Below are 22565 nucleotides of genomic sequence, written 5' to 3'. Positions count from 1 at the left end.
CCTATCATCTTTTAACTCGAGAGCAAGACTATGTTGAACCCGGAGCCGATTTTTACGACCAGCGTCGAAAAGACATTGTGATCAAACAGGCGATCAAGCGATTAGAATCTTTAGGAGTCAAAGTCAGCATCGAACAAACGGCCTAATTCTGGTGCTGATGCATATCGTCCAACACGAGGCCCTTTCAAAAAATGGATTACCAAGGGTCTAGTTTCTTATTGCCAAAAAAGTTACTTTAAACGAACTTAGATTTTCAAGATAGAATGCTTAGTAAATCGCTATGTATCCACTGATACATGTAGTACGAGATGATAAAAACCCCTCTCTTGCTCGATTACTTTGTATGATTAATTAGCATACGTATGCGTTATTATACTTTTTTCTCTTCTTTTTGTAATAATTCACTTCCCCTTTGATTAGCTGGATTCTGTACTGTTTTAGATTTAACAAATAAGAAGGAACCCAGGATAAGCACGGTAATTACTAAAGTCAAAAATACCTGTGAACGTGTAGATCCCATAAATGCCATTGATATGAGAATCCCCATCAAAGCTACAATTGTGATATAGGTTAAATAAGGGAACATCCACATCCTTATAACTAACGCCTCGGGATTTTCTCGCTCTAGCCTTTTCCGCATACGCAAATGTGTAAATGTAATAACTAAATATACCAACAGCATAATTGCGCCCGAAGCGTTCACTAGAAAATAAAAAAGTTTATCTGCTGACACAAAACTTAGAACTACACACGTACAGGAAAAGATAATGCTACCCAAAATAGCCCAAATAGGAGCTCCTCTTCTATTTACTTTCAGGAATATACTCGGAGCTTCCGCTTTTTGTGAAAGTGAGTATAACATACGAGATGCTGTATAAATCCCGGAATTTAAACAGGAAAGCACAGCGACTAACACAATTATATTCATAATTTCTGCTGCAGCTGGAATACCCAACATATTCAATACTGTAACAAAAGGACTTTTAAGCAAACTAGAAGAATTCCACGGAAGGAGGGTCACCAGCATAAAAACGGAACCAATATAAAATACTAGAATACGCCACACTACACTATTAATCGCTACCATAACAGATTTCTTAGGATTGGGCGATTCTGCAGCTGCAATCGTAACAACCTCAGCTCCCGGAAAGGCAAAGAAAACAATGGTCATACTAATTAAAACAGGAGTGATTCCATTAGGAAATAATCCGCCTCGCTCAAGTAGATTAGAAACTCCAGGGCTATTAATACTAGGTATTAACCCAAGAATAATTAAAATTCCTAGTACTAAGAACAAAACAATCGCTGCTACTTTAATCATGGCAAACCAATATTCAAATTCTCCAAACATCTTAGCGGAATAAATATTTGTGAGGGTTAATAAGCCAATGATTATAAAAGTCAGTGCTGCAACAGGAATAAAAGGAACCCAACCGTGAATAATGTCAGCACCTATCAGAGCTTCAATAGGAATGACGATAGCCCAAAAAAACCAGTATAACCACCCAATTGTATATCCGGCCCATGGTCCAATTTCTTCATGGGCATAAGTGGAAAAAGATCCACTTACAGGATAGACGGTAGCCATCTCTCCCAACATTCGCATAATAAGGATTATAAGAATCCCTACAGTTATATAAGAGAAAATCGCTCCAGGTCCTGTTGAACTAATAACGGCTCCACTTCCTACAAACAAACCTCCGCCAATTACACCACCAATAGAAATCATTGTCATGTGCTTTTGCCTTAATTCTCTTTTCAACTCGCCTTTATACTCCAATTCCAATTACCCTCCCTTGTATTTCAGAATATTTAAACTATACAATTTTAATGGGAGGTTTAATATATTAAATTTACACAAAATTTCAATATATTATGATAGGTTTTTCAGTATATTTTTCTGTTTACAAAATATTTTTTATTATCTTAACTTTTGCAGCTTACATTCGGCAGGTAAGCTTTGATGTAGCTAGGTAAATCAGAAATCCATTGCTGAAGTTGACTTTGAATTAATTTTGAGATTTTCTTGCTTGTTTTTCTTGCAATATCGACGATCAACTCGAAGAGTTGATGTAATGCAATCGCCCAATCCAATTCGCAAACTTCATCGCAAAGCGCAAGAAATAAACCGCCCAACGAACGCTGATCCGTACTTTGACGATGCTGCCAGGCCAGTAGAATGTAGCGGGAAAATACAATCGTTGTATGACTAATGAGCAGGTCGTAAGAATGCCCCTGAAACTCCTTTTGTAGACGAAGCAAGGATTTTGTGCACTTAAAGAAAACCTCAATATCCCAACGGATACCGTAGGTTTGAATGATTTCTTATTCCGTTAAGGAAAGATCTGTGCACAAAATAGCCAGCGTAAGCGTCAAATACTCCCCACCTATTAACCTATGTTTGTCTATGAGACAATCTTCCTCAGAATGAAGTGAGGAGGATTTTCACATGACACAAGCAGAGATCAGACAAGCATGGGAGGCCCGCGTAGCCGCGTATCGAGCCAGTGGGCAGCGTGCATCGGAATGGTGTGCCGCCCACCAATGCACCACGCGACAATTATGGTACTGGCTGCGAACGTACTGCCGTAACCGGTGGGATAAATTAGAGGCCTTTATGAAAGATGGCCGGTTGGAAGTAGATAATAACCGCAGTGAACGCTCCATCAAGCCGTTCGTCATCGGTCGTAAGAATTGGATGTTCGCCAACACTCCGCGCGGTGCCCAGGCCAGCGCGATGATTTACAGCATCATTGAAACGGCCAAGGAGAATGGATTGAATCCCTTTGTCTATCTGAGCTATCTCTTTGAGAAGCTCCCCAATCTGATCGATACCAAAGACCACAGTACCTTGGATAAGCTGCTTCCTTGGTCACAGACGTTACCCCTGACCTATCGTGTATTTAATACGAAGAATACTTGAGTCCCCGTCCTGTCACAAGGTGGGGACTATTTTACGCTTACGCTTATCCGACAGTGGAAAATCCTTATGTAAAATCTGGTGAAACAATACACGCAGGGCTGATGTCTGCAGCGCTGTTGCTAGCCCATGGCCCATTACATCCATTAAATACCCGAAGAGAACGTTTTTTTCTTTCTTCAATTTGTAGTCATATAAGTCCCCACTTACATAATGATATGGTTGATAAATTGTTCGAATTGTATCATTCTCAAAGTCAAGAGGAAGCAGTTCAGCCTGTATTTTTCCGGTCAAGATCAGTTCTTTCTTGAGCTGCTCCTTATCGGTAATATCTATGAAAACAGCAATATAATGGGTAATATCCCCTTTTTCATTTCTTATCGTGTCGATCCTTAACCATTCCGGATAAATCTCGCCGGACTTTCGCCGATTCCAGATTTCTCCCTGCCAGCTTCCTGTTTTGAGAAGAGTGACCCACATTTTCCTGTAAAATTCCTGGCTTTGCCTGCCTGATTTCAGCATCCGGGGTGTTCTGCCGACCGCTTCTTTACCTGTATATCCGGTAACACGCGTAAATGTATGATTTACAGACAAAATAACCTCACGGGTATCTGTAATTATGATACCGTCACTCGAATTTTCAAAAACCTTCGCAACAAGTTTTAATTCTTCTTCTAGATACTTGCTTTCCGTAAGGTCACGCAGGATGATTAAGAGCCCCTTTTGGCTTCCTTCAGGGGTGAATACAGGAGTCTTTATCACTTCGAGGATCTTGTTCATGCCATCGGGCTGAGAAAGTATCTGCTCAGTTCGTATGGTACTGCCCGAAAGCCAGGCTTGTTCATCAAAGTTGCCAAAACAGGAAAAAATTATTTTATTCACCCTGCTCAACTTTGCAAGTTCTTCATTTTTTTGTTTTTATATGGCACACCTTCAAGGCAAAATAGTTGCAGAGCATAATCATTCGCAAGCACCCATCTTCCTTCTCCGTCTTTTAAAATGACGGCATCCGGGTTGGCATCCAAAAGCACACGAAGCTGTTCTTCACTCTTCTGTAACGTGTCCATTTCCCTCTCTCAAAAGGGACTAATTACCTGCAATTGCGTTATAATTGCTAAATTATAATTCATTTTATAGTAATTTCAGCCTACTTTTCTTATGATATTATGTCAAAAAAAACGAAAAACAGGAGCCTTTCAGCTCCTGCAACAGCAAATCTATGTTTTTGCCCCCAAATTTACGGACGGAGAACCTTGTCACCCATGATTTCCTGGTTGTAAAGGTGACACGCTACAAAATGTTCAGGAAGCACTTCCTGCCAGACGGGTTCGATTTTAGCGCACGATTCCATCGCATGCGGACAGCGTGTCCGGAAATGGCATCCGCTCGGCGGGTTCATCGGGGACGGCACATCGCCTTCGAGTACGATGCGCTCTCTTGTGCGCTCTACTTCCGGGTCTGGAATCGGAATAGCGGATAACAGCGCCTGGGTATACGGGTGCAGCGGGCGCTCGTACAATTCCTCACTGCTCGCTAATTCAGCCATTTTTCCAAGGTACATTACCGCCACACGGTCACTGATATGCTTAACCATTGCCAGGTCATGCGCAATAAACAGGTAGGTAAGTCCCATTTCTCTCTGCAGATCTTTTAACAGGTTTACCACTTGGGCCTGGATGGACACATCAAGGGCAGAAATCGGCTCGTCACAAACAATGAACTTCGGTTCAACAGCAAGCGCACGGGCAATCCCAATCCGCTGGCGCTGTCCACCGGAGAACTCGTGCGGAAAACGATTGATATGCTCAGGCTTCAATCCGACAAGCCGCAACAGATCCTGGATCCGCTCTCTGCGTTTTTTGCCTGATGCGAGATTGTGCAAATCAAGCGCTTCTCCGATAATATCCTCAACCGTCATACGGGGGTTGAGCGATGCATACGGATCCTGAAAAATCATCTGCATATCCCGACGCATCTTTTTTAAATCTCTCTGTCCTAATTTATGAACATCTTTCCCTTCAAACAGCACCTGCCCTTCCGTGGCGTCATACAGGCGAAGAACGGTTCTTCCCATCGTGGACTTACCACAGCCGGATTCGCCTACGACACCGAGTGTCTCACCTCGTTTAATCCCAAACGACACGTTGTTGACAGCCTTGACCACGCCGGAACCGGTTTGAAAATATTTTTTTAGATTTTTCACTTCAACAAGATACTCTTGGTCGCTCTCGTTACGAACAGGTGAATCGAAGCTTTTTACAGCCAAGGTCAATTCCCCTCCTTTTTTTACTTTGCCTTTGCCATTTTTGCCATCGGGTGATTAAGCCAACATGCGGAATACTGACCTCTGCCCACTTCCTCAAGTTCCGGCTTATGGCCCCTGCATATTTCCATTGCATACTCACAACGGGCAAAGAACGGGCATCCAACCGGAGGAGCGATCAAGTCAGGCGGCGTGCCGACGATTGGTTTTAACGGCTCATTTTTATTCATATCAAGACGGGGAACAGAATTTAACAACCCCTTCGTATACGGATGCTGTGGATGGTAGAAAATGTCGTCAATCGTTCCGGTCTCAACAATTTCACCCGCGTACATGACGACCACCCGGTCGCACATTTCAGCAACAACACCAAGGTCGTGCGTAATCAGGATAATCGATGTACCGGTCTGCATCTGCAGCTCCTTCATTAAGTCAAGAATTTGCGCCTGAATGGTCACATCGAGCGCTGTCGTCGGTTCATCCGCAATCAATAATTTCGGCCGGCATGCAAGCGCAACGGCAATCATGGCGCGCTGGCGCATCCCGCCGGAGAACTCATGCGGATACTGGTTTACACGCTTATCAGGCTGCGGAATACCTACCAGCTTGAGGGCCTGCAGAGCTCGTTCGTGTGCTTCAGCCCGCGACAGCCCCTGGTGCTTGATTAGGCTTTCCGCGATTTGCTGCCCGACCTTCATTGTAGGATTCAATGAAGTCATCGGATCCTGGAAAATCATCCCGATATCGTTGCCGCGGATTTTTTCCATCTCTTTCTCGCTTTTCTTCAATAGATCCTGACCATTAAACATAATATGGCCTTGCTTATAATCAACAGGAGGAGACGGGATCAACTGCATAATCGACTGGGCGGTAACGCTCTTTCCACAGCCCGATTCTCCAACAATCGCCACGGTTTCCCCTTTTTTTACTTCGAAATTAATTCCGCGTATGGCCTTTACTTCACCACCATACGTATGAAACGAAACATGCAGGTCTTTTACTTCCAATATATTTTCCATCGGTGTTCCACCTTCTTCTTCGCTTTATTTACGCATTCTTGGATCGAGCGCGTCACGTAATCCATCACCGAGTACGTTAAATGCAAACATAGCTAATGAGATGAGGAACCCGGGTATAAACAGTTGATACAGATTTCCAACTAATAAACTGCTAAGCGAATCACTTGCCATCGTTCCCCAGCTCGCTTTAGGAGCCGGTATTCCCAAACCTAAGAAGCTGAGCGTCGCTTCCGAAAAGATAGCCGTTGGAATGGTCAGCGTCACATTAACTAAGATCGGGCCCAGCGTATTGGGAATAATGTGCTTTTTAAGCACCCACCACGAACTCGCTCCGAGTGCATTTGAGGCGTGAACATATTCCAGTTCTTTTAACTGGAGCACTTGTCCGCGAACAAGGCGGGCCATCGGTATCCACCCGGTTAAGGACATGGCAATGATAATAGTCCACAGTCCAGGCCCCATTACAACCATCAGCAAAATAACCATCAGCAAATAGGGAATTCCGTACAATACTTCGGCGATGCGCATCATCACATTATCAACGGTGCCGCCTTTAAGACCCGAAATTCCGCCATACAGAACTCCAATAAGAAAATCGAAAAACGCGGCCATCACGCCAATAAATAAGGAATATCTTGCTCCATACCAGGCGCGGGTAAAAATGTCACGCCCGGCATCATCTGTCCCAAACCAGAACTTTGACCCGGGATGGACGTCTTGATTATTAAAATCCTGGCTGTAATACGTATGTCCGCTAATCATTGGACCAATGATGGCCATAATAATAAGCGCGATAATGATAAACAAGCCAACCATGGCCAATTTGTTTAATTTCAAGCGGCGCCATACATCTGCCCAGTAAGAAATGCTGGGACGACTGATACTCTCCGCGTCTTTAAAATTATCTGTTACAGGTTGGAACAAATCAGGTGACCATTTTACTTCTTGCTGCATTATTTGCTCCCCCCTGTCAGCTTAATGCGTGGATCTATCCATGTGTATGCTACGTCGACAATAAATATCAAAAAGATAAGAATCGCACTATAAAAAACGGTAGAACCCAGAATAACAGGATAGTCACGGTCGAAAATTCCCTTAACGAACAATTCGCCCATGCCTGGAATAGCAAAAATATGTTCAACAATAAAACTACCTGTAACTGTGTTCGCCGTAATAATCCCAAGGACGGTTACAACCGGCAAAATCGCATTTCGCACCGTATGGCGGGTGATAACGAGCAGACGGGACAATCCTTTTGCTTTCGCTGTTTTAATATAATCCTGTCCGAGTACTTCCAGCATGCTGGAACGCATCAATCTTGCGATAAAGGCCATCGGCATGACAGCAAGGGAGATAGACGGGAGAATCGTATGTTTCCATGTCCCCCACATCGCGGCCGGGAAAATGGGGTGCTCCACAGCCAGGTAATTAATCAATAAACTTGCCAGCACAAAGCTTGGTACGGAAATTCCGATAATAGCAAAAATCATTGCCAGGTAGTCCGGCCCTCTATTATGAAATAAGGCTGCAATCATACCAAAAATAACACCCAGGGCTACAGCGATAATAATGGATTCAAGCCCCAGTTCGAGCGAAACGGGAAACCCCTGTGAAATCATGTCATTCACGGTCATCACATCAGATTTAAGAGAAGGGCCGAAGTCTAATTTTAAAAGGGACTTTAAATATAGAAGATACTGAATATATAAAGGCTGGTCCATATGATAATACTTCAACAGGTTTTCATAGACTCCGGGCGGCATCTTCCCCTCTTTTGCAAAAGGATCGCCGGGAATCATATGCATGAAAATAAATGTAACCGTTATGACGGTCCACAACGTTGCCACGGCCCAACCCAACCGTTTTAAAATATACTTTAACACGTAAGGTACCTCCAAACTTACCAAGTAGGTCATTTATATAAACGGGTGTATTTTTTTCCTAGTCAGTGGGCTAACATTCGCATGCGGGGTATACCCGGAAGGCATACTCCCCGTGCAAATGTTGTTTCATTATTGTTTCATTATTGTTTCATTATTGTTTCATTATTGTTTTATCGTTGTTTTATCATTGAGTTTTGTAAGCGTACATCACGTCCGGATAACGGTTGGAAACACAGAATACCCCTTTAACATTCGGTCCTACAGCATATGGGTTTGTATAATAGTAAATCGGAATTACCGGCATTTGAGAAACGAGTAGTTTTTCTGCTTCATGCATATACTTCATACGTTCTTCCTGGTTGCCTGTTGCTTTTGCTTTGTTGATAAGCGCATCATAGTCTTTATTTTTCCAGCCGGCATAGTTTTGCGGGCTTACAGACGTTTGTGTATCCATAAATGTCATCGGGTCAACATAGTCCCCGTTCCAGCCATCACGCATCACGGTGAAGTCATGTTTATGTCCGCGGTCGATTTTAACCTTCATTTCGACATTTTCCAGCGTGCAGTTGATGCCAAGGTTATTGCGCCACATTTCCTGAATTGCTTCTGCAATTTTCTTATGGCGGTTGAGCGTATTATAAAGAATCGTAAACGGTGGTACAGAAGTCATTCCTTCTTCTTTCAGACCTTCAGCCAGCAACTGCTTAGCCTGGGCTACATTCTCCTGGAACAGATCACCGGTATTCTTTGCGAAGTCCTTGCCGTTGGCATCCGGAATTCCAAGCGGAACAAAACCGTAGGCCGGCACTTCCCCACCCTGGCTGACTTTCTCAGTGATCGCTTTGCGGTCAATCGCTAGTGCGAGAGCCTGGCGTACTTTCACGTTATCGAAAGGTTTTTTGTTTACATTAATGTCGTAATAGTACGTACCGATATTTGGCGCAATTGTAAGGCTTGGATCTTTTGACTGCTTCAACTTGGCAGTAACATCGGTTGGCAGAGTAAAGCCGAGGTCGATCTGACCTGATCTGAACATTTGGTAAGCGGTGTTTTCATCCGAAATCATTGTCCAGTCAAGCTCTTGCGTTTTGATTTTATTCTTGTCATAGTAATTGTCGTTTTTGACCATCTTCATGTCTTGCTTATGCTTCCATTCAATAAGCTTGTAAGGTCCGTTGGAAACATAGCTGGATGCGTCATCCGCCCATTTCGGGTTCGCTTTTTGCACTTTTTCATCGATCGGATAGAACGTTGCCTGTGTAAGCTGGTCAAGGAAATATGGCATCGGTGATACAAGGTGAACAACGAGCGTTTTATCGTCCGTTGCTTTAACGCCAACAGCATCTTCAAGTTTTTTCAGTTTGGCCGGGTCTTTTTCATTAGACGTATTATAGGCTTCACCGCCAACCACGCTGTACAGCTGGTACGCATATTGAGAAGCGGTTGAAGGGGCTAGCGCATATTTCCAGGCAAATTCAAAATCGTGAGCGGTCAACGGATCACCGTTGGACCACTTTAAACCGTCGCGAAGAGTAAATGTATACGTTTTTCCATCTGCACTGACTTTCGGATCTTCTTTTGCCATGCCCGGTACAATTTTACCATCTGGCGTCTTTGTCATGAGTCCTTCAAATAAATGCTCGATCGGCCATGTTTCTGTCATGGCTTCCGCTTTGCCCGGATGCATAGTTCCCGGTTCGTCTTGGTTGTTTATATGTAGAACGGATGCAATGTTGCCCGACGAGCTTCCGCCACCATTTGAACTTGCTCCCCCGCCGCAGCCTGTAAGTGCCAGGGATAGTGCAAGCACCGGGCTAACCATAACTGCAAAAACTTTTTTCACTAGATTGACCTCCTTATTGTACTTTTATATGAGCAGGAACACGGCTATTTTTCACTGACCTCGTCCTCTAACTCTTCACATCTTACATACGAGAATGAATCTTTGTACTGCTTAAGCTCAATGGAAACTTCAGCAGAGACAATTCCATCGATAATCGACAGCTCTTCATTAACAAACGTTACTAATTCATCATTTGATTGAAAATATGCCTGAATAATTAGATCATTGCGACCGGAAAAAGCTCCGATAAATCGAACCGGTTTTAACTTTCCCAAATGATAAGCCACCTGTTCTTGGCACCCTAGTTTTGTCGACATTCCGATGATAGCTTGTACATCCAGTCCAACTTTTTCAGGAACAGTATGGATGACAAATTGGAATATTCCATCTTCCAGCATGCGATTTATCCGCGCCCGGATCGTTCCTTCACTCACTCCAAGCTGATGCCCCATATCTGTGTATGCTCGCCTCGCATCGGTTTGAAGCATTTGAAGGATCTGAAAATCGAGAATATCCAGTTTTCTCACCCGCGGCACCTCCCCCCTTAAACAAGTTAAAAAACAAACTAATGAATGGTGATTCATTGCTAAATCATTAAATACGATTATAGCATTATTCAGAAAAAAATCTACGATTTTCGAAATTATTTTCTGAACAAGCATTTTAAATATAAAGTATCGTTAAGAATTTGTAAAGAGAAAATTGAGATTTTATCGTATAGTAAGCGTTTTCAACGTTAGATAACCTAACACTCAATATGTATAAATTACCAATTTTAAACTGCGAGATTCGTAATTTTACTGTCACATTAGTATAAAAAGTGAATTTATAGCTATTTATATGAATATTTATTCGTTTTTAAAAGTATAATTTATGAATTAATGCGGTTTTCGCACTAAATTGAGGGACTATTGCTGATTTTTCGTAAAATGAAAGATATAAAAGAGATCGATAGGCATCCTATCGATCTCTTTTATATTTCCGCTGTTTCACTTCCATTATTTAATGATATCGTAAATTAAAGGCAATTGGTCGGGTTTCTCCGCTTTTACTTTATAGGCATGCCGGAGAAGTTCTTCACTTTCGCGGTGATCCCGGTTGTTGGTGTGCAATATAGCGAAGATATCCCCTTTTCTTACTTGATCTCCGACCTTCTTTTTTAGCGTGATTCCTACTGCATAGTCGATCTTTTCATCTTTTATTTTCCTTCCGGCTCCCAGCAGCATGACGGCGAGACCTACCGATTCAGCGTCAATGAAGTGAACATACCCTGATTCGGAAGCGATTACCTCCACTTGACTGCGGGCTTGCGGAAGTTTTTGCACATTTTCTACGACATCGGGCAGGCCGCCCTGCGCTTCAATAAATTGCTTCATCGTTTCCAGAGCTTTTCCCGACCGCAAAATTTTTTCCAGTTCACGGTGTGCCTCTTCGAAATCGTGATAAATTCCGCCCAGAACCGCCATATGTGAGCTTAATGTTAAACAAATTTCGGTTAAATCATCCGGACCTCTGCCCTGCAGTGTTTCAATCGCTTCTTTCACTTCAAGGGCATTGCCTATTTCGTAACCCAGCGGCTGATTCATATCGCTAATCACGGCAATGGTTTTCCGGTTTAACCGCTTGCCAATCTCCACCATTACTCTGGCCAATTGTTTGGCGTCTGAAAGAGATTTCATGAAGGCTCCGGATCCCGTCTTTACATCGAGAACAATCGCATCCGCACCGGAGGCAATTTTTTTGCTCATGATGGAGCTTGCAATTAAAGGAATGGAATCCACCGTTGCTGTCACATCACGCAGCGCATACAGTTTTTTGTCGGCAGGCGTTAAATTTCCGCTCTGGCCAACAATGGCTATTTTAATGCGGTTAACATTTTGTATAAACTGACCTGCCGTAAGTTCGATTTTAAAGCCTGGAATGGATTCCAGCTTGTCGATTGTTCCTCCTGTATGGCCTAATCCTCTGCCCGACATTTTAGCGACGGGAACACCAACAGAAGCCACTAACGGCCCCAGAATCAAACTTGTTTTATCGCCTACACCCCCGGTGGAGTGTTTGTCAACTTTAATTCCTTTAATTGGGGATAAATCTATTGTGTCCCCCGAATTCACCATGGCTATCGTCAAGTCAGAGACTTCCTGTTCATTCATTCCCTTATAATAAATCGCCATAAGCAGCGCTGCTATTTGATAATCAGGAATAGATCCGTCCGTATATCCCTTAATAATAAAATCAATCTCCTGTTTCGATAAAGAGAACCCATTTCTTTTTTTATGGATCATATCAACGACGCGCATCAACCGTTAACCTCCGGCAAAACTGACGTAACAAGCCCGATAAAACGCGGGCGGGTTCTGTTAGCCGTTTCCATCACCTGTTCGTGTGTAAGCGGTTGAAGTTCCTCGCCGATCGCCATATCTGTAATACACGATATGCCGAGAATTTTCATCCCCGCATGACATGCGGCAATAACTTCCGGCACGGTTGACATTCCAATAGCGTCTCCGCCAAGCCGAGCAAGCATAGTGAGCTCAGCCGGGGTCATATATGTAGGTCCGGAAACTCCTGCGTACACTCCCTGCTGGATGTTGATTCCCAGCTCCTTTGCTTTGCTTTTCGCCAGCTCGATGTATTCCCGCGTATAGGCTTCAGACATATCCGGGAACCGGGGTCCGAATTCATCCAGGTTTTTGCCGATTAACGGGTTATTCCCGGTGAAATTTAAATGGTCGGTAATGAGCATTAAATCTCCGGCTGCAAAGCTGCGGTTCATCCCGCCGCACGCGTTTGTGATAATAATCGAATGAACCCCCAGCTGCCTCATAACATACACCGGTAAAGTAACCTGGTGCATCGTATACCCTTCATAGTAATGAAAGCGTCCCTGCATCGCGACCACCATTTTGCCGTTCAACCGTCCGACAACCAGGCGGCCTGCATGCCCTTCCACGGTGGAAACGGGAAAATGAGGAATGCTGCCAAAATCCAGCCGTACGGCATCCTCGATTTCATCGGCAAGCACACCAAGACCTGATCCGAGAATCAGGCCAATCTCCGGTTTTGCTTGAATGCGGACCGAAATATACTCTGCAGCTTCTTTTATATGAAGCATACGATTTTCCATAGTCGTCCTCCTGAAGGTTACATTTCTTCGATAATGCCCTTAACAAGCGTAAGGAATGTGTTCTTTACTTTTTCCGCCGTTTCCATTACTTCCTCATGGGAAAGCGGCTGCGGCAGAATCCCCGCGGCCATATTGCTTATACATGAAATGCCAAGTATCTCCATCCCTGCATGACGAGCCACAATCACCTCAGGTACGGTCGACATGCCGACCGCATCACCACCCAAAATACGCAGCATTCGTATTTCGGCCGGTGTTTCATAACTAGGTCCCGTCAAACCGGCATAAATTCCTTCTTTAAGCGCAATCCCGTTTTTTTCCGCTACGTTACGGGCGATTTCCCGCAAGGCTGGGGTATAGGCATCAGACATATCGGGAAAGCGCACGCCAAAACTCTCATCGTTAGGTCCAATCAACGGATTGTGGCCCGTCAAGTTAATGTGGTCCTTAATCAACATTAAATCCCCGGGCGAGAAGCTCTCATTTACCCCGCCCGCAGCGTTCGTGACAATGATTTTCTTTACGCCCATTGCTTTCATTACGCGCACGGGAAATGTAACAAGGTCTAACGAGTATCCTTCGTAAAAGTGAAAACGCCCTTGCATCGCTACAACGGTTTTCCCTTTTAGTTTCCCAATTATCAGCTGTCCTTTATGCCCTTCTACCGTGGAGGTTGGGAAATGCGGGATATTCTCGTACGGGATGGCTGTTGGATTTTCAATCTCCTCCCCCAATACGCCAAGGCCGGAACCCAGAATCAGGCCAATTTCGGGTTTCTCATTTATCTTGCTTTCAATGTATGCCTGTACTTCCTTAATTTGTGCAGTATTTGACATCCTGTTTATCCTCCGTCTCTGTGTCTTTCTTACTTACTATCTGAATGGGTTAATAAATATATAACTTCCCCCGGGAAACATCGTTTTATTTGATTTGTGCTAAAAAGCTTTCACCAATCTCCGGCTTTGCTACACTGAAGTTGTCAGCAATGGTTGCCCCGAGATCGGCAAAAGTCGAACGAACACCCAGGCTTTCGGCTTCTGCAATCCCTTTATGGAAAACGAGCAAAGGCACATATTCACGTGTATGGTCGGTTCCATGATGAATCGGATCATTGCCATGGTCAGCGGTAATAATGAGCAAGTCCTGCTCCGTTAACGCCCCGGTAATCTCCGGCAGACGTTTGTCAAACTCTTCAATCGCTTCCCCATAGCCGATAGGGTTTCGGCGATGGCCATATTTCGCGTCGAAATCGACGAGATTGACAAATGAAAGGCCGGTGAAATCTCTTTGCATCGTTTCCAGCAGCTTGTCCACGCCGTCCATATTGGATTCGGTTCGGATTGATTCCGTAACCCCCTGTCCGGCATAGATGTCCGAGATTTTACCGATAGCAATCGATGTGTACCCCGCGTCTTGCAGCGAATTCATGACGGTCATGCCCGGAGGTGAAACAGAATAATCATGGCGGTTTGGCGTGCGCGTAAAATGGCCCGGTTCCCCAACAAACGGGCGTGCAATGACGCGAACAACCGAATGCTCATCATCAAGGGTGAGCTCCCGGGCCACTTCACAAATTTTATACAGCTCTTTAAGCGGCACGATTTTTTCATGGGCAGCTACCTGAAATACACTGTCGGCTGACGTATAGACGATAACATCGCCTGTCCGCATGTGCTCCTCACCAAGTTCTTCAATGATCTCGGTGCCCGATGCGGGTTTATTTCCAAGCACACCGCGGCCAATCCGCTCTTTAAAAGGAGCTAACAAGCTGTCTGGAAATCCGTTCGGCCATGTCTTAAAAGGGATTTTCACCTGCAGGCCCATTATCTCCCAGTGACCCGTCGTCGTATCTTTCCCTACGGATATTTCTTTCATTTTTCCGTAAAAAGCTGCAGGAGATGCCACGGCTTCCACTCCTTGCAACGGTTCAATCCGGCCAAGCCCCATGCAGGCCAAATTAGGGACATTCAGGCCATTCATTTTTTCCGCGATATGGCCCAGTGTATGGGCCCCCTTATCGCCGTATTCCGCTGCATCAGGCAATTCGCCGATCCCGACGCTGTCAAGGACAATTAAAAATACACGTTTAAATGATATCATCTCATTTCCTCCTAAATTTACCGGGAATAAACCGAACCGGGGCATAATGTGTCCACCCCCGGCGGTTTACGCTCTTGGATGAGCTTTGGCGTACACTTCTTTCAGGCGGGATTTCGTCACATGCGTATAAATCTGGGTCGTAGAAATATCTGCATGTCCAAGCATTTCCTGTACAGAACGCAAATCCGCGCCATTCTCCAGCAAATGAGTGGCAAAGGAATGCCGCAGCGTATGCGGAGTGATCTCTTTTTCGATTCGGGCCAATGAAGCGTACTTCTTAATGATTTTCCAGAACCCCTGCCGGGAAAGCCTGCGCCCATGGTGGTTTAAAAACATCGCTTCTTCCTGGCTTTTCTTCTTTAGAAAAGGTCTGCCACGCTCTATGTACGCTGTAACATTTTCTATCGCAACGCGGCCAATGGGAATAATGCGTTCCTTCGATCCTTTACCCATGCACTTGACAAAACCCATTCCCAAATTAATGTCCGTAACATTCAGGTTGACAAGCTCGGACACCCGGATTCCGGTCGCGTACAGCAGTTCAAGCATGGCTTTATCCCGCTGTCCCGCAGGTGTCTGGATCTGCGGTCCATTGAGCAACGACTCTACTTCATCGATAGAAAGCACGTGCGGCAAACGTTTCTCTATCTTCGGCGATTCCAGATTAACGCTGGGATCATTATCTATGAATTTCTCGCGAAGAAGAAACTGATAAAAGGCACGAATCGAAGCCAGATTACGGGATATGGTGGCAGTGGCTCGTCCTTTCTGCTGCAGGTTTAACAAATATCCGATAATTTGCATTCGATTCGTAGATTTTAGATTCGCTATTCCTTCTTTTTTCACATATCCACAGTACGACACGAGATCCCGCCTGTACGACTCTAACGTATTGGCAGCCAACCCTCTCTCCACAGTTAAATAATGGATGAATTGGGTGATTAGATTCTCCATTATAATTCTCCTCAAACTTCCAAATTATGTGGTTCAATTTCGTTAATTTATTCCACAATCACGCAGCTGTTTCCTGCTTTCTTCGCGAAATTTTATTCTCCATACCAATAAAAGGCGAACAAACGCTCCTTTACATTTTTGTATGAGATTTCATCGGATGAATGAAATTTCGCTACTTTTACGGCTTTCCCCTCCGGTTCTTTATACGGATTCGCCGGCCGGATTACTTCGTTTACATATGATACAGCATGATAAAAGATAAAAGTACACACGACAAATATAATAAGAAGTCTAACACATTCAATCATCCGTTTGTAGGAGATATACATACGTTCACCGTCCAAGTGTTTTTATTCCCCATCCTATTCTTTACAGAGTAATTTTATACTCGTGTTCATTTTAATTTTGGATGGACCGTGATAAAATAGGTTTTTAGTAAAGAGTAGTGGGTGGGGGAAATGAATGTATAATCATGAGGAAAAAGAAACACAACGGACGAATAGGATTTCAAAACGGCTGAATGTGCTGTTATTTCTCGTATTCTTCGTTTTTGCGATTATTATTATTCGCCTCTCCTACGTGCAAATTGTCAAAGGAGACGAATACAGCCAGAAGGCTACAAGCAAGTCGGACAGGAATGTGATCATTCCGGCGCTGCGCGGCAATATTTACGACCGAAGCGGAAATTTAATTGTATACAGCCGCGGCTCTTTAACAGCAGTTTTTCAAGATCAGGACGGACTGACGAAAGTTCAGTACCTCGCTCTTGCCACGAAGCTTGAAAAAGTTCTCGGCATTAAAAGAGACGAACTGCTTAAACAGATGGATGTGGGCTGGGGCCTGAAAAATAATCAGCTCGTGTGGGTAGGCCGCAGCAGTTCGAAATTTATGGAAAAAGATTTAAAACATAATCTTTCGCAACAGGAAATCGCTTATCTTGCCGAACACCGCACGGAATTTCCCGGTGTGAACGTTGTAACGAAACCAATCCGCGTCTATGATGCCAAACAAGTGGCCGTTCAGGCGATTGGATTCGTCCGCAAGTTCAGCGTAGCATCCGCAAACCCGAATTTGAGCTATTACAAAGATAAGGGAAACATGTACGAACCGGACCAGGTTGTTGGGCTCGACGGTGTCGAATATGCCTATGAAAACTATCTGCGCGGCGAAAACGGCCGGCGAACCTACCAGGTTGCGGCCGACCAAACGATTATTAAACAACTGGGCGAAGTTCCTCCCAAGCAGGGTGATAATCTGTACCTGACTCTTGATGAACGCGTGCAGCTTGATACGCGCGATTTCATTAAAAATTTTCTGCCTCAGCTGCGCAGTACGAACTGGCAGAAGGCCGCAAACGCTAAAACCGCGTATGCGGTCGCCATGGAGGTTAAAACGGGGAAAATTGTCGCCATGGTCAGTTACCCGGAGTATGACCCGAACATATGGGTAAAGGATAACCTTGATACCAACGATTACAACCAAATCAGCTATTCTGTGAATAACGGCACGATCCGGAGCGCTCCCTATGATGTGCGTCCTTTGACAGGACAAGCGGCCATTACCGAGGGACAAAAACATCCATCGTCAATTGTGCCTTCAGGGTCGGTTATAAAGCCGTCCACCGTTATGATGGGCCTCGCTGAAAAAATAATTTCTCCGTACGATGGTTGGCAAGATACCGGGGCATGGCATTACGGACGAGGTACGGATACGGTTCATAATGATAATAACCATAATTACGGTTACTTAACACCACAGACCGCTTTACAGAAGTCTTCGAATACGTATATGGCCCGCATTGGAGATTTGACGGCGCAAAAATACGGAAAAAAATCGATTGACATTATGCAAAGCTATCAGCAAGCATTCGGTTTGGGCGTAAAAACAGGAATAGATCTTCCTTTTGAGGACAATGGGATTGAAGATTATCTTAAGATGAATAAAACGTATGGCCCTCTGGCAGCGATGGTGCAGGCTTCCTTCGGGCAGCAGGAACGGTTTACAGCGATGCAGCTGTGCCAGTATGCAGCAACCCTCGCTAATAACGGGAAACGAATAAAGCCGCAAATCGTGGATCACATCACGGATCCAAAAGGGAAAGTCGTGCGCCCGTATACGCCTGTCGTATTAAACACGCTAAATGAACCTGACATCTATTGGAACACAATTCGCGAAGGGATGGGAATGGTTACCGAAAGCGGGGGAACCGCAGGTTATACGTTCACAGGCTTCCCCTACAGGGTAGCCGCGAAAACGGGAACATCCGACCAGGATATTTACGCCCAGAATCCTGATACAAAAAAATGGTATAAATATGACTCCGTATCAAACGGTGTATTCATGTCGTATGCTCCGCTGGACAACCCGAAACTTGCCGTTGCTGTCATTGTCCCTGAAGGCGGATACGGCGCTTCGTCCGCCGGTGTCATCGCCCGCCACATCTATGAAAGCTATGACAAGTATGTGGGATTGGGGACGAAATAACGGGGAAATTTCGAGCTCCGCTGTAGTAATAAACCTTTATTGAGAAAAACTCGCGGGCGTTGCCGCTCGTCCTTTTTCTGCAGGGTAGCGAAACGGCCGCTTAGTGACCGGAAGGTCGGACCGACAAAACATCCGGGTACCTCAATGATGGAGACAATTGTCGGTCTGATCGACCTTCCGGCCACACGCTCCACATCGAAAAAGCAACGTTCGGCACACTCCCGCGAGTTTTTCTCGGGTGACCCATGGAGGAAAGTATATGTTGCTTTAACACTGTAAAGCAACATATACTTTCCTTAACGGTAAAAAAAAGCCCGTATCACTTTTTTTCAGTGATTACAGGCTCTTTTTTTATGAACCCACTATAGAGTAGCCAACACCGCGCCAATAATGGTAATGGCTCCTCCCACCAATGATGTTCCGGAAATTTGTTCATGCAGCAACAGAACACCAAATACAACCGTCCAAACCGGAAGCAGGTTGATGTATGGTGCTGCCCGACCAGCTCCAAGAATTTTTACACCAGCATTCCATGCCAGATACGCACCCACCGACGCGAATGTGCTGACATACATAACCGCAAACCATGCGTTCACGGACATATGGATCATGTTTGGTTGTACCGTCCCAATACAACTTATGGCACTGAGCAGCGTACCATAGAAGGATGCTCCTGCCGTCATGGTTAGCGGATCGATCTGTTTTCCGTATCTCTTACCAAGGACGGTATACAACCCCCAGGCCAAACATGACAGGAGGATTTCAATGTCTCCAATAACGGAACTTTGGGAAGATGATGCATGTTTTCCCTGAAATAAAAGGATCACGCCTAATATGGATACAAAGGTGCCAATCCAGGCCTTTAGTTTTATGTGTTCTTTAAGAACAAAGGGAGTGAAGGCGAGGATAGCAATTGGAATACCGGCAGAAATCATGCCGGCTTGTGATGCACTAACGGATCGCAACCCCAGGTAATTTAACGTTGAAAATGCAAACACACCAAAGAATCCGAGGATCAAAAATTCCTTCCATTTTTTAAAAATGGGAATGTTCTTTTTGTTTAGGGAAAGTAAACCAAAAAGCAGCGCGGTAGAAATTGCCCATCGAACGGTATTAAGTAAGGTTGCCGGCAGCGCAAGTGCCAAAAATCGTCCGCAAATATAGTTGCCACCCCAAAGGATCGTAGCAAGTACCAATAGTCCAATTCCACGTTTCATATTTTCAAGCCCTTTCTGTATACGAGTTAATACTCACTACGTATTAAAATAATGGTGGTCATCCCCTCTTTTCTTTTACATCCGAATGCAAAGAATATTTGTATCAATAATGGACACTTATGTATTAATAATACATTTTTCTATCTTAGATGGATATCATGTCGGATATGTCGCTAAGAAAGAGTCACCCCACCCATTTCGCATGCTGAAAATTTGCCGACCGCTTTGACTAATAAAATGACTCAAAAAGCACAAGACCCGAGCCACTTTACCTAGTGATTCGGGTCTTTTAATCATAGATGTGATGTACTATCAGCTAGCTGTAGTCAGGATTCACCCACTCCATGAGTAAGGCATTATTTCCGGAGCAATCGTCTTTTAAATAATTATGGCCAGGTGACGAGCTATGTGCGCTTTGCGTCCGACTGGGGCGCGCGAATTTTGTGCTCTTCCCGGAATTTTTAACGGACCAACTCCTTTCTTTGCCAACGTCTGGCGCACCCTCTCAATCCATTCGTGCTCTTGATGAGCATACGGAAAAATATCGGGCTTTGTTTAGTAGGCTTGCCAGCGAATACGATTTTGTATATTGTGGGCGGCACACATATCCGCACACAGGAAAACAAGACCTTTAATTCGGCCTTTCTGTTTCATCCGGATGGAAAAGTGGATATGCAGGATAAAGTGCATCTTACAGCATATGAAAAGAATGAATGGCAGTTGGAACCTGGCAATCAATTTTATGTCTTCGAGACACGTTACGGTAAAATCGCCATTCTCGTCTGTTATGATATAGAGTTCCCTGAGGCAGCACGAAAGGTTTGTGCGGAAGGGGCGAACATTATTTTCTGTTCGTCCAGTACAGACGACGAGCAAGGCTTCCACCGTGTACGGTATACATGCCATGCCCGGGCCATTGAAAACCAGGTGTACGTCGTGCATACAGGAGGGACCGGCTGGCTGCCTACAAATTTTACTTATAAGCAAAAAAACGGTGTATAATGATTCTTTTCGAAAAGGTGGTGATTGGTAAAGTAAAAAACTCAGTAGCCACTGTGCAACTAATAAAACTAAAGGAGATCAGATTATGGTAAATTTAAAGAAAAGATTCATAACCTTAACAGCAAGTATGGCTGTCGTTTCTTCGCTAGTCCCTGGAATTGTATTAGCAAATACGACAAATTCGAGTTCAATAAATACAAATAATACTCAAAATATATCGGTGGCCCCATCTCCAGATCCTGAAAGTTCTATTGGTACAGCTCCACTTATCTTTAAAAGCAATAATAAAACTGTATCTCCAAGGAGTACAATTAGCGGTAATGCTGGTAGTGCAACAATATATTATACGGGAAAAGGACCTAATACCTTATATTGGTCCTTAAATCCTTCTTTTATTGGTCCGTACTATGTAAGTGCAGAAATTACTATTACAAATATATCTACCAAAAAAGTTGTAAAAACAATTCCTGTGAGTACTGGTAAATTATTAGGTGGGTCGACATCAGCCCAAGTTGATGTTGGTTATTTACCAAAAGGAAATTATGATGCTGTATTAACAGGTACTGCATCCTTTGATTTTGGAGAAGCAACTATTTTATCTCCCAACACCGCTTTTAGAATTTAGAAAAAAATTAATAATAGGGGATTTATATTTTTATAAATCCCCTATTATGTTTAAAGCCCAGCGGTGATATGTCACTTCTTTTGGTAAACGCTTTGTATTCGGAATCATGCTTCCTTACGGAATCAGCTGCCTGAACGAGATAGTACCGAAGGTACTTATTTCCTGTACGTATTCGGCTGGTCTCTTCGGCCTCAAATTCACCTGACTGGTGCTGGTTCCAAACCAGACCGGCATATTTTGCTAATGCGTGATGACTCTTGAATCTTTTGATGTCTCCGATTTCGGCAATGATGCCTGCTGCATAAACAGGTCCAATTCCTGAATCACAGCCAGGCTTGTATTTCCAAACGGATTAGAGAAAGGATTATCCTGCCGCAATCCGCTTCTTAGGAAGAGAATCGTATCCTTTTTTAAAACGAGCCACTTTGCTTGCATTTATGACGTAAATTTTGACTTTATAGTTTGGGTGAACGACATCCAGTTGCTCTTTTAGGTAATGAGCCAAATGCCAACCTAAATTCGAAGTAGCCTCCATCCCGATTTGAAGGAGTTGGCTATTTATTTTCTCAGCTTGCTCGATCATCTTTTGAATGAGGGTATCGGCCCCTTGCTGATCGTTAGAAACCGAGAATGAAGCGATTGAAGTTCCATCCTCAGCCATGAATTGTACATGGTGAGAACGAAGACTTACGTCAATACCAATCAACATTTTCGACATTGAAATCACCTCCTGGTTAAAAGATCAAACGTCTTCTCGGACCTGGGCGCCCATGGGAACCACCAACATCAGCCTCGTCATTAGCACTCACCTTACAGCGATGACAATTCAGGACACTACTCCTCATCGTTGTAAGAGGCGCAACCAGCGGTTAGAAAATGAGTGGTGGATCACGGGTAGCAGGCTTTTAACAGCAGTACCAAAAGGTCCGCAAGGAGATTAAGAAATATCCCGAGGAAAGCTTGTCGATCCCAATGTCCCATAGGCAGATCCGAGTGGCTATAGGAAAACGACATACTTAAGCAATGCTCATTACGCGTGAGCATGCCGTTTTCAAATTTCATTTATAAATTAAGGCACAACAAAGAAACAGAGTAACAAAATATCCTCTAACAGGTTTTACAAATCAT

At 44.2% G+C, this 22565-nt stretch carries 22 protein-coding genes and 2 pseudogenes; 5 read left to right on the top strand and 19 right to left on the bottom strand.

From position 1 onward, the window contains the following. Window positions 1-370: 370 nt before the first annotated feature. Both H525_RS0118375 and H525_RS24755 read right to left on the bottom strand, forming a co-directional pair. Window positions 371-1735, bottom strand: a complete 1365-nt coding sequence (locus tag H525_RS0118375) for an amino acid permease (RefSeq protein ID WP_051331165.1) — start codon at window positions 1733-1735, stop codon at window positions 371-373. A gap of 191 nt (window positions 1736-1926) precedes the next feature. Then, window positions 1927-2364, bottom strand: a pseudogene (locus tag H525_RS24755) (IS4 family transposase); the annotation flags it as partial. Between the two features lie 100 nt (window positions 2365-2464). Here H525_RS24755 and tnpA point away from each other — a divergent pair. Continuing rightward, on the top strand, window positions 2465-2923 hold the full coding sequence (tnpA, locus tag H525_RS24750) for an IS66 family insertion sequence element accessory protein TnpA (RefSeq protein ID WP_425387750.1): 459 nt from the start codon (window positions 2465-2467) through the stop codon (window positions 2921-2923). Between the two features lie 12 nt (window positions 2924-2935). On the opposite strand, the gene H525_RS24745 is transcribed toward tnpA, so the two are convergent. The 14 genes from H525_RS24745 to H525_RS29735 form a co-directional block, all read right to left on the bottom strand. Next, on the bottom strand, window positions 2936-3802 hold the full coding sequence (locus H525_RS24745; RefSeq protein WP_155837426.1) for a SpoIIE family protein phosphatase: 867 nt from the start codon (window positions 3800-3802) through the stop codon (window positions 2936-2938). A gap of 5 nt (window positions 3803-3807) precedes the next feature. After that, window positions 3808-3987: a PAS domain-containing protein gene (locus tag H525_RS0118355; protein WP_027417377.1), complete on the bottom strand. Its 180-nt coding sequence runs from the start codon at window positions 3985-3987 to the stop codon at window positions 3808-3810. 170 nt (window positions 3988-4157) lie between these two features. Continuing rightward, on the bottom strand, window positions 4158-5186 hold the full coding sequence (locus H525_RS0118350; RefSeq protein WP_051331155.1) for an ABC transporter ATP-binding protein: 1029 nt from the start codon (window positions 5184-5186) through the stop codon (window positions 4158-4160). A 20-nt stretch (window positions 5187-5206) separates the two neighbouring features. Beyond that, complete coding sequence (locus H525_RS0118345; RefSeq protein WP_027417375.1) at window positions 5207-6202, bottom strand: ABC transporter ATP-binding protein; 996 nt, start codon at window positions 6200-6202, stop codon at window positions 5207-5209. Between the two features lie 24 nt (window positions 6203-6226). Continuing rightward, the gene (locus H525_RS0118340) at window positions 6227-7156 is read right to left on the bottom strand and encodes an ABC transporter permease (RefSeq protein ID WP_027417374.1); all 930 of its coding nucleotides are present in this window, start codon (window positions 7154-7156) and stop codon (window positions 6227-6229) included. Further along, entirely contained in the window at window positions 7156-8085 is a 930-nt protein-coding gene (locus H525_RS0118335; protein ID WP_027417373.1) for an ABC transporter permease, read from the bottom strand. Before H525_RS0118335 ends, H525_RS0118340 begins: the two co-directional genes overlap by 1 nt. A 184-nt stretch (window positions 8086-8269) precedes the next feature. Then, complete coding sequence (locus H525_RS0118330; RefSeq protein ID WP_027417372.1) at window positions 8270-9928, bottom strand: peptide ABC transporter substrate-binding protein; 1659 nt, start codon at window positions 9926-9928, stop codon at window positions 8270-8272. Window positions 9929-9972: 44 nt separating this feature from the next. Further along, window positions 9973-10455 carry an Lrp/AsnC family transcriptional regulator gene (locus tag H525_RS0118325; protein WP_027417371.1) on the bottom strand — a complete coding sequence of 161 codons (483 nt, stop codon included), beginning with the start codon at window positions 10453-10455 and terminating at the stop codon, window positions 9973-9975. A 471-nt stretch (window positions 10456-10926) separates the two neighbouring features. Further along, the gene (locus H525_RS0118320; protein WP_027417370.1) at window positions 10927-12228 is read right to left on the bottom strand and encodes a pyrimidine-nucleoside phosphorylase; all 1302 of its coding nucleotides are present in this window, start codon (window positions 12226-12228) and stop codon (window positions 10927-10929) included. Then, on the bottom strand, window positions 12228-13055 hold the full coding sequence (locus H525_RS0118315) for a purine-nucleoside phosphorylase (RefSeq protein ID WP_027417369.1): 828 nt from the start codon (window positions 13053-13055) through the stop codon (window positions 12228-12230). Before H525_RS0118315 ends, H525_RS0118320 begins: the two co-directional genes overlap by 1 nt. Window positions 13056-13072: 17 nt before the next feature. Continuing rightward, window positions 13073-13891 (bottom strand): purine-nucleoside phosphorylase, encoded by an 819-nt coding sequence (locus H525_RS0118310; RefSeq protein WP_027417368.1) that lies wholly within the window; start codon window positions 13889-13891, stop codon window positions 13073-13075. 85 nt (window positions 13892-13976) lie between these two features. Next, a complete protein-coding gene (deoB, locus tag H525_RS0118305) occupies window positions 13977-15155 on the bottom strand; it encodes a phosphopentomutase (protein ID WP_035101971.1) in 1179 nt (392 codons plus the stop codon). Between the two features lie 66 nt (window positions 15156-15221). Continuing rightward, entirely contained in the window at window positions 15222-16109 is an 888-nt protein-coding gene (xerD, locus tag H525_RS0118300; RefSeq protein ID WP_027417366.1) for a site-specific tyrosine recombinase XerD, read from the bottom strand. 92 nt (window positions 16110-16201) lie between these two features. Continuing rightward, a complete protein-coding gene (locus H525_RS29735; RefSeq protein WP_425387749.1) occupies window positions 16202-16417 on the bottom strand; it encodes a DUF4227 family protein in 216 nt (71 codons plus the stop codon). Between the two features lie 154 nt (window positions 16418-16571). Between H525_RS29735 and H525_RS0118290 the strand changes: the two genes are divergently transcribed. Next, a complete protein-coding gene (locus tag H525_RS0118290) occupies window positions 16572-18593 on the top strand; it encodes a peptidoglycan D,D-transpeptidase FtsI family protein (protein ID WP_027417364.1) in 2022 nt (673 codons plus the stop codon). A 39-nt stretch (window positions 18594-18632) separates the two neighbouring features. Next, a complete protein-coding gene (locus tag H525_RS27595) occupies window positions 18633-18872 on the top strand; it encodes a hypothetical protein (RefSeq protein WP_155837424.1) in 240 nt (79 codons plus the stop codon). 83 nt (window positions 18873-18955) lie between these two features. Here the strand turns inward: H525_RS27595 and H525_RS0118285 are convergent, their stop codons facing one another. Next, on the bottom strand, window positions 18956-19810 hold the full coding sequence (locus H525_RS0118285; protein ID WP_027417363.1) for a DMT family transporter: 855 nt from the start codon (window positions 19808-19810) through the stop codon (window positions 18956-18958). Window positions 19811-20335: 525 nt separating this feature from the next. On the opposite strand from H525_RS0118285, the gene H525_RS24740 reads away from it, so the two are divergent. Further along, a complete protein-coding gene (locus tag H525_RS24740; protein WP_051331153.1) occupies window positions 20336-20812 on the top strand; it encodes a nitrilase-related carbon-nitrogen hydrolase in 477 nt (158 codons plus the stop codon). 85 nt (window positions 20813-20897) lie between these two features. Beyond that, window positions 20898-21437, top strand: a complete 540-nt coding sequence (locus H525_RS0118275; RefSeq protein WP_027417362.1) for a hypothetical protein — start codon at window positions 20898-20900, stop codon at window positions 21435-21437. Between the two features lie 93 nt (window positions 21438-21530). On the opposite strand, the pseudogene H525_RS28795 reads toward H525_RS0118275, so the two are convergent. Together H525_RS28795 and H525_RS28790 are read right to left on the bottom strand one after the other, a co-directional pair. Continuing rightward, window positions 21531-21756, bottom strand: a pseudogene (locus H525_RS28795) (transposase); the annotation flags it as partial. 45 nt (window positions 21757-21801) lie between these two features. Further along, entirely contained in the window at window positions 21802-22155 is a 354-nt protein-coding gene (locus tag H525_RS28790) for an IS110 family transposase (protein ID WP_027417361.1), read from the bottom strand. Between the last annotated feature and the right edge of the window lie 410 nt (window positions 22156-22565).

Source organism: Aneurinibacillus terranovensis DSM 18919 (genome assembly GCF_000430625.1).
In the GTDB taxonomy this organism is placed as follows: domain Bacteria; phylum Bacillota; class Bacilli; order Aneurinibacillales; family Aneurinibacillaceae; genus Aneurinibacillus_B; species Aneurinibacillus_B terranovensis.
The sequence above is the reverse complement of the archived record's forward strand: the minus strand, read 5'-3'. Positions and strand labels throughout refer to the sequence as shown.